The sequence below is a fragment of the Streptomyces antimicrobicus genome (assembly GCF_020532625.1).
Classification (GTDB): Bacteria; Actinomycetota; Actinomycetes; order Streptomycetales; family Streptomycetaceae; genus Streptomyces; species Streptomyces antimicrobicus.
The window spans coordinates 143,510-150,773 of sequence record NZ_JAJAUY010000001.1 but is presented as its reverse complement, the minus strand read 5'-3'; the positions used below and the strand labels follow the sequence as shown (position 1 = coordinate 150,773).

General features: G+C 71.7%; 5 protein-coding genes. All 5 read right to left on the bottom strand.

The genetic code is table 11. The annotated features are described in order from the left end of the window. Positions 1 to 478: 478 nt before the first annotated feature. Positions 479 to 982 (bottom strand): ATP-binding protein, encoded by a 504-nt coding sequence (locus LG632_RS00680; protein ID WP_226724305.1) that lies wholly within the window; start codon positions 980 to 982, stop codon positions 479 to 481. A gap of 240 nt (positions 983 to 1,222) precedes the next feature. Further along, positions 1,223 to 1,990, bottom strand: coding sequence for an enoyl-CoA hydratase/isomerase family protein (locus LG632_RS00675; RefSeq protein WP_226724304.1), 768 nt, complete (start codon positions 1,988 to 1,990; stop codon positions 1,223 to 1,225). 42 nt (positions 1,991 to 2,032) lie between these two features. Beyond that, entirely contained in the window at positions 2,033 to 3,247 is a 1,215-nt protein-coding gene (locus LG632_RS00670) for a L,D-transpeptidase (protein WP_226724317.1), read from the bottom strand. Positions 3,248 to 3,426: 179 nt separating this feature from the next. Then, positions 3,427 to 5,733 (bottom strand): choice-of-anchor A family protein, encoded by a 2,307-nt coding sequence (locus tag LG632_RS00665; protein WP_226724303.1) that lies wholly within the window; start codon positions 5,731 to 5,733, stop codon positions 3,427 to 3,429. A 140-nt stretch (positions 5,734 to 5,873) separates the two neighbouring features. Then, positions 5,874 to 7,040: a L,D-transpeptidase gene (locus LG632_RS00660; protein ID WP_226724316.1), complete on the bottom strand. Its 1,167-nt coding sequence runs from the start codon at positions 7,038 to 7,040 to the stop codon at positions 5,874 to 5,876. Between the last annotated feature and the right edge of the window lie 224 nt (positions 7,041 to 7,264).

Here is a 7,264-nt window from a genome sequence, read left to right as displayed (position 1 = left end):
GCGGCGGCCAGGACCCCGACGGCGGCCGCCGCGCTCGCGCGCAGGGCCGCGCGGCGGTCTGGATAACAGAGCACCTGCCCATTTAAGGGGTGGTTGGCCCCAAAGGTAATGATTGACCCAATTCGGGCCTGGAGGCCCGGGCCCTCCCGCCGGGTCGTTCACCGGCGCTCCATCAACGATTCACTCGGGTCGACCCATAGTTATGCACTGATTGCGAGGCAGGTGGTCGACCTCACCTAGGATTCAATGACAAACTCTTAGGATTTGCCCACTTATGTCCGAGTAGGGACTTTTGGCGTTCCGGCGCTTGTCTGTCATAGTCGGAACCACGGCTTCCCCATTGACCCGAGCGAAGTCGCCTCGCCGAGGATCAACACCCCACCGGTCCTCGGCACCTCCATGAAGCCCCCGCGGCGCCCCATTCCGGCGACAGGGGGCTTCAGGCATTCCAGGACGCCCGCGGCCCGGCGCCCGCCGGTCAGCGGTCGGCGACCCGCATCTCGAACCAGGTGGTCTTGCCGCGCGGCAGCAGGTCCGCGCCCCAGCGGTCGGACAGCTTGTCCACCAGGAACAGGCCCCGGCCGGTGGTGTCCAGCTCGTGCACCGGCATCAGGCACGGCAGCCCGCGCGAGGGGTCGCGCACCTCGACGCGGATCCAGCCGCGCCGGCGCAGCATCCGCAGACCGAACGAACGGGCGCCGGTGTGCCGGACGGCGTTGCCGACGAGTTCGGAGACCAGCAGCACCACGTGCTCGGCGATCTGCGGGGAGAGCCCCCAGAGCCGGACCACCACGCACTGGGCGAGCCGCCGCGCGGTGCCGGCGGATTCCGGCAGGGACGGGAGCGTCACCTCGCCCTCGGCCGGGTTGCCGTACGACTCCAGCGCCTTCAGGCCTTGTTCGTCCTCGATCGCCGCCACCAGCCGTACAGCGGAAGCGCCGCCGCGCTGCCGCGGTTCTTCCACACCCTCCAGGCCCGCCATGCACCCATCATGGACGGCCGGGTGGCCCCTCCGTGCCGTCTCGCGAAAAACACCCCCTGTCCGGCCGGGCCGTACAGGGGGTGGTGCGTCATATGACATCGGCATCGAGAGGGTTGTCATACCCGTCGTGACCTGCGGTGACAGGGAACCCGGAGATCATCACCCTGCGTGGGCGCCGGGGGGCGCTTAAGGGTGCCTTAAGGCCTGCCTAATCAACCCACCGGGTGATCACCCAGCCGACTAGACGAATTTGGCCTTTCCGGGGCCCTCCTCGACGAAGCTGCGCATCCCGCGCTCACGGTCCTCGGTCGCGAACAGCCCGGCGAACCAGGTCCGTTCGATGGCCAGACCCGTGTCGATGTCGGCCTCCAGGCCCGCGTCCACGGACTCCTTGGCGGCGCGCAGCGCGATGGCCGGGCCCTGGGCGAGCCGGGCGGCCCAGGCATGGGCCTGCTCGTAGACCTCGGCGGCCGGCACCACCCGGTCGACCAGGCCCAGCGTCAGGGCCTCGTCCGCCTTGACCATCCGACCGGTGAAGATCAGGTCCTTGGCCCGGGACGGGCCGATCAGCCGGGACAGCCGCTGGGTGCCGCCCGCGCCCGGGATCAGGCCCAGCAGGATCTCGGGCTGGCCGAGCTTGGCGTTGTCGGCGGCGATCCGGTAGTCGGCGCACAGCGCCAACTCGCAGCCGCCGCCCAGCGCGTAGCCGGTGACGGCCGCGACGACGGGCTTGGGGATCCGGGCCACGGCGGTGAAGGAGTCCTGCAGGGCCCGGGACCGCGCGACCATCGCCGCGTGGTCCATGGCCTGCATCTCCTTGATGTCCGCGCCGGCCGCGAACACCTTCTCGCCGCCGTAGAGGATCACCGCGCGGACGTCGGCGCGCTCGCTCGCCTCCACGGCGAGCTCGCGCAGCCGGTCCTGGGTGGCGATGTCCAGGGCGTTCATCGGCGGACGGTCCAGCCGGATGGTGCCGACGCCGTCGGAGACTTCGAGAGAGATGGTCATACGGGCACGTTAGTGCCCGTTAACCGTCCTGCACCAGCGGGGCTACTTGATCCACTCCGACCAGGGCATGTTCCAGCCGTTGAGGCCGTTGTCCGGAGCGATCTGCTTGTCCTTGGAGTTCTTCACCACGACCACGTCGCCGATCAGCGACTCGTTGAAGAACCAGGCCGCCGGGGCGTCGTCGTCGTACGCGCCGCGGACGTCGCGCAGGCCCACGCAGCCGTGGCTGACGTTCTCCGAGCCGAAGGTGCTGGAGGAGGCCCAGTAGTTGCCGTGGACGAAGGTGCCGGAGGTGGACAGGCGCATCGCGTGCGGCACGTCGGAGATGTCGTACTCGCCGCCGAACCCGACGGTGGCGCCGTTCATCCGGGTCACCTTGTACTTCTCGCTGATGACCATCTGACCGTTGTACGTGGTGGTCGACGGGGCGCCCGCGGTGATCGGGATGTTCTTGATGGTCTGGCCGTCGCGGACGACCTCCATCTGGTGCGTGCTCGCGTCCACGGTGGAGACCTGGGAGCGGCCGATGGTGAAGGTGAAGGTGCGGGTCTGCTTGCCGTACACCCCCGGGCGGCCCTCGACGCCGTCGAGGCCCAGCTTGACGGTCACCTTGGTGCCCGGCTTCCAGTAGTTCTCGGGGCGGAAGTCGAGCCGGTCGTTGCCGAACCAGTGGCCCTCGATCTGCACGGCCGGCTCGGCCGTCACCTGGATGGCCTTCTCCACGGCCTCGGTGTTGGTGATGCCGCGCGAGAAGTTGATCGACACCGGCATGCCCACGCCGACGGTCGCGCCGTCCTCGGGCGTGTAGTGGCCGACGAAGGTGTTCTTCGGGGTGAGGGTGGTGAAGGTGATGTCCTTGGCGGACTCCCGGCCCGCCGCGTCCTTCGCGACCGCGTGGACCTTGTACTCGGTGGCCGCGCCGAGGTGGCGGGCGGGCTCCCACGTGGTGCCGTCGCCGGACAGCTTGCCCTCGACGGCGTTGCCCTTGGTGTCGGCGACCGTCACCGTGGTGAGCTTGCCGCCCGTGCTGGATATCTTCAGCACCCCGGAGGTCTCCACCTCCTTGGCACCGTCGTCCGGCTTGATGGTGACGACGGCCTGCGAGGCCTCGTTACCCGTCCGGGCGCCGCCGCCGCCGTTGCCCCCCTTGTCGCCCTGACCGCCGCCGGCGCCACCGCTGCACGCGGTGGTGAGCAGCAGCGCCGCGCCGATCAGCAGGGCCGGCAGGCCGGTACGGATGCGCCGCTGAGGCTGCACCTTCACGCTCTTCTCCCCATGTCCCCCGCGCGCATACCCATCGCGCGCATGACGACAGGTAATCACATGGGTGCATCACGAAGGGAAACGGGCGTGTCACCGTTCCGTCCCAAGTCGGGAGGGCGGCGTTCCGCGTACCGGCCCCCGGCGCCCCGCTGCCGGGCGGGGCGCCGACCCCGCTACTGCCCCCGGCCCCGCTTGCCCGGCTTACCGGGCTTACCGGGCTTGCCCGGCTTGGCCTTCTTCGCCGGACCGGCCTTCTTCACCGGGGCCGCCTTCTTGCCCGGCTTGTGGTGACCGGGCTTGTGGTGACCGGGCTTGTGGTGACCGGGCTTGTGGGCCCCGGGCTTGTGGTGGTGCCCCGGCTCGTGGCCCCCCGGCTTGCCGGGGTGGTGGGGCTTGCCGTGGTGGTGGTCACGGCGGTTGGCCAGCGGTACGACGACCAGGTGGTCGGGGGTGTCCCGGTCGAGCCGCAGCGGACCGGTCACGGCGTCGCGGGGCAGCACGTAGCCGTCCGGGACGGCGATCTCCTGGAGGTAGTACCAGCCGTCGGGCAGGTACTCGAACAGGCAGCTCCCCCGGGCGTCCGTACGGCAGCCGGGCCGCACCAGCAGGTCGATGTCGTCGCCCTCGGTCTGGAGCCCCTCGGTGCCGTTGACCTCCTGCCACAGCGCGAAGACGGCCCCGGCCAGCGGCTGCCCGGTCTTCGCGTCCGTCTTCTCGATCCGGATCGCCCCCTGGTTCTGGGCCTGGGTCCGGCGGTTGGTGACGGTGACCGTCACCCCGGCGGAGGCGCTCTCCTCGGGCAGGTCGACCGGGGTGACCACCACGGCCGGCAGGTCGTAGCCGTCGGGCGCCCTGGTCTCCCGCCAGTAGTACCGCTCGTCGCCGCCGACCACGAGCGAGCAGCGGCCCTGGGCGTCGGTCACGCACTCCAGCAGCCGCTCGTCCGGCTCGTCGCCGGTGGTCTGCAGTCCCTCGACGTCGTTGGCCTCGCGCCACAGCTCGAACCGGGCGCCGGCCAGCGGCTGTCCGGTCGCGGCGTCCCGCTTGCGCAGGCCCACCCGGCCCGTCGGCTCCGGCGGCTCGGGGGTACGGCGGTCGACCACCGTGACCGACACCCCGGCCCCGGCGTTGGCGGCGGTCAGCACCAGCGGCGGCGAGACGCGCTGGTCGGGCAGGTCGAAGCCGGGCGGGGCCTTGATCTCCCGCCAGTAGTAGGTGCCGAGCTCGGTCCTGCGCACGCAGCGGCCGGCCGCGTCGGTGGTGCAGTCGGCCTCCTTGATGTCGGCGTTGATGCCGATGGTCTGCAGGCCGGGGGTGTTGTTGGCCTCGCGCCACAGCTCGAACTCGGCGCCCGCCAGCAGGCGGCCCTCGGGATCGGTCTTGAGCACGGAGACCTCACCGGTCACCGGGGCCGGCCCGGTGCCGCAGTCGGGCAGGTCGCCGGTGAAGGGGTAGGCGTGGAACTCCTGGCCGCCGCCGGTGGTGCTGGTGTGGGTCAGCGAGCCGGTGGTGAAGAACCGTCCGTTGAAGCCGGGCAGGGTCACCGTGGTCGTGGAGGCCTGGTTGCCGACCAGTACCGCGCCCTGGAACTGGCCGGTGCCGCGCAGGCCCACGGCGGTGGCGTCGGGGAAGTTCCACAGCAGCCGGTGCCGGTAGGTCTGCTCGCCGCTGTACGTCACGACCGCCCGGTCCGTGCCGAGGACGTTGACCAGGATCGTGGCCCCGGCGGGGATCCGGGCGAACCGGATGCCCTGCTGGGCGCGGTCGCGGCCCGCGATGTCGGCGTCGACGTTGAAGACCTGCAGGGCGGAGGTGCCGTCGCCGGTGAACACGGTCTCGTAGCCGTTGTTGACGGCCGTGCCGGTGGCGGGCCGGATGGTTCCGCCGGGCCGGGCGTAGCACTGGCTGGCGGCCGTGAGCCGGTCGCGCAGGCCGGCGTACGGCTGGACGGCGGCGGGGTCCTGCACGACCCGGGTCGCGCTGACGGTGCCGGTGCGCGGGCCGGCGTGCCGGACGACCCCGCCGTCGGCGAGCAGGCGTTCGCCGACGGCGACGGAGACACCGCCGCCGGTGGTCAGGAAGTCCGAGCCGAGCGGGGGCTGGGTCTGGGAGCCGGCGCCGACGATGCCGACGTTGTAGACCTGGCTGACGCCGTCGGCCTTGTCCTGGTCGAAGTCGCCGAGGACGACGACGCGGCCCTCGGCCTCGGCGGCCCGCTCGCGGACCCGGAAGTCCCCGCCGACGAAGATGTTGATGCCCGCGTCCCGCCCATGGGCCGCGCCGGTGTGCGGGTCGAGGTAGTCCGGTGGGCACTCGGCTCCCACGCACGGGCCCAGTCCGCCCGGGAGCAGGGCCGCCGCCCGTGCTGCCGGGGCCGCCGCGTTGGCCGGCTGGGCGGGCGCGGTGGTGGCCAGCACCGCCGCCGCCGTGGCCAGGCCCAGGGCCAGCCGCCCGGGCCGTGTGGCCGTCCTTGCTGTCATGTCTCTCCGTCCGTCGCTGGCACTGCTGCCTGCCAGGCTGGGCGCGGAGCCGGAGGGGGGACCCGAGGACACTCCCGGACTACGTCATTCCGGTCACAGGAGTCACCCTCCAGTGATCATGTGCGCCGGTGCGGGACCCCTCAGGTGAGGGCGGAGCCGGCGATCCAGTCGGGCCAGGACATGTTCCAGCCGCCCAGCCCGTTGTTCGGGGCGACCGTCTTGTCCTGGGAGTTGACGACCTCGACCACGTCGCCGATCAGCGTCCGGTCGAAGAACCAGCCGGCCGGGGTGTCCGAGCCGCCGCCCTTGTCGTCGCGCAGGCCCACGCAGCCGTGGCTGGTGTTGGCGCTGCCGAAGGTGTCGGGGGCGGCCCAGTAGTTGCCGTGCAGGAACGTCCCGGAGCTGGTGAGCCGGACGGCGTGCGGGACGTCGGGGATGTCGTACTCGCCGCCGAACCCGACGGTCTGGCCGTTCATGCGGGTGACGTCGAACATCTCCATCACCACCATCTTGCCGTTGTACGTGGGGGTCTTGGGCGCGCCGGCGCTGATCGGGACGGTGGAGAGCACCTCGTCCCCCCGTCGTACGACCATGGTGTGCGCCTCGGCGTCGACGGTGGAGACCTGGTGCCGGCCCACGGTGAAGCGGATCTTCTTGCTCTGCAGCCCGTACGAGCCGGGGGCGCCCTCGACGTCGCGCAGCCTGAGGTCGACGGTGACCTCGGTGCCGGGCTTCCAGTACTGCTTGGGCCGCAGGTCCAGGCGGTCGTCGCCGAACCAGTGGCCGACCACCTCCACGGGCGGGTCGGCGGTGACGGCGATGGCCTTCTCCACGGCGGCCCGGTGGGTGATCGCACGGCTGAACCGGAACGAGATGATCATCCCGGTGCCGACGGTGGAGCGGTGCTCAGGCTTGAAGTAGCCGATGAAGCGCTCCTCCGGGACGAACGTGGTGAAGGTCGTGTGCCGGGCCTGGCGGCGGTCGTGCCCGTCGACGGCGACCGCGTCCACGGTGTACTTGGCGGCCAGCGCCAGCTTGCCGTGCTCGGGGTCGGGGCTCCAGCTCAGGCCGTCCTCGGCGATGGCCCCGGGGACCTCTTCCTCCTGGGCGTCCTCCACCTTGACCACCTTGACCCGCTCCAGGCGGCCCTCGGGCACCGTGACCGACAGCGGGCCCTCGGCGGGGACGCCCTTGGCGTTGTCGTCCGGGGTGATCCGGATCGCCTCTTCGGGTGACCGGGGCTTGCCCGGGAGCTGGATCTCCACCGGGGGCCGCCCGTCGCCGGTGCAGCCGGTCAGACCGCCCATCAACCCCGCCCACACCGCCAGGGCGGCCAGGCCCGCCCCGGTCCGGCGACACGTCACAAGTCTCACGTCCCGTCCAACGACAGCGCCCCTTCGGGGGAAACGTGAGTGCGGCCCCGGTTCCGGGCAGAACAGTGGGAAGGACCAGACGGGGGCCGGGCCCGGGCCGGGACGCCGGGGCCGCACTCCCCTCCCCCGCCGTGGCCTGGAACAGCCGTGGAGGCGTG

Bases quoted from the DNA above. Each gene is read 5' to 3' on its own strand.
- LG632_RS00660 (WP_226724316.1), bottom strand. From the start codon at position 7,040: ATGGGCGGTCTGACCGGCTGCACCGGCGACGGGCGGCCCCCGGTGGAG.
- LG632_RS00680 (WP_226724305.1), bottom strand. From the start codon at position 982: ATGGCGGGCCTGGAGGGTGTGGAAGAACCGCGGCAGCGCGGCGGCGCT.
- LG632_RS00675 (WP_226724304.1), bottom strand. From the start codon at position 1,990: ATGACCATCTCTCTCGAAGTCTCCGACGGCGTCGGCACCATCCGGCTG.
- LG632_RS00665 (WP_226724303.1), bottom strand. From the start codon at position 5,733: ATGACAGCAAGGACGGCCACACGGCCCGGGCGGCTGGCCCTGGGCCTG.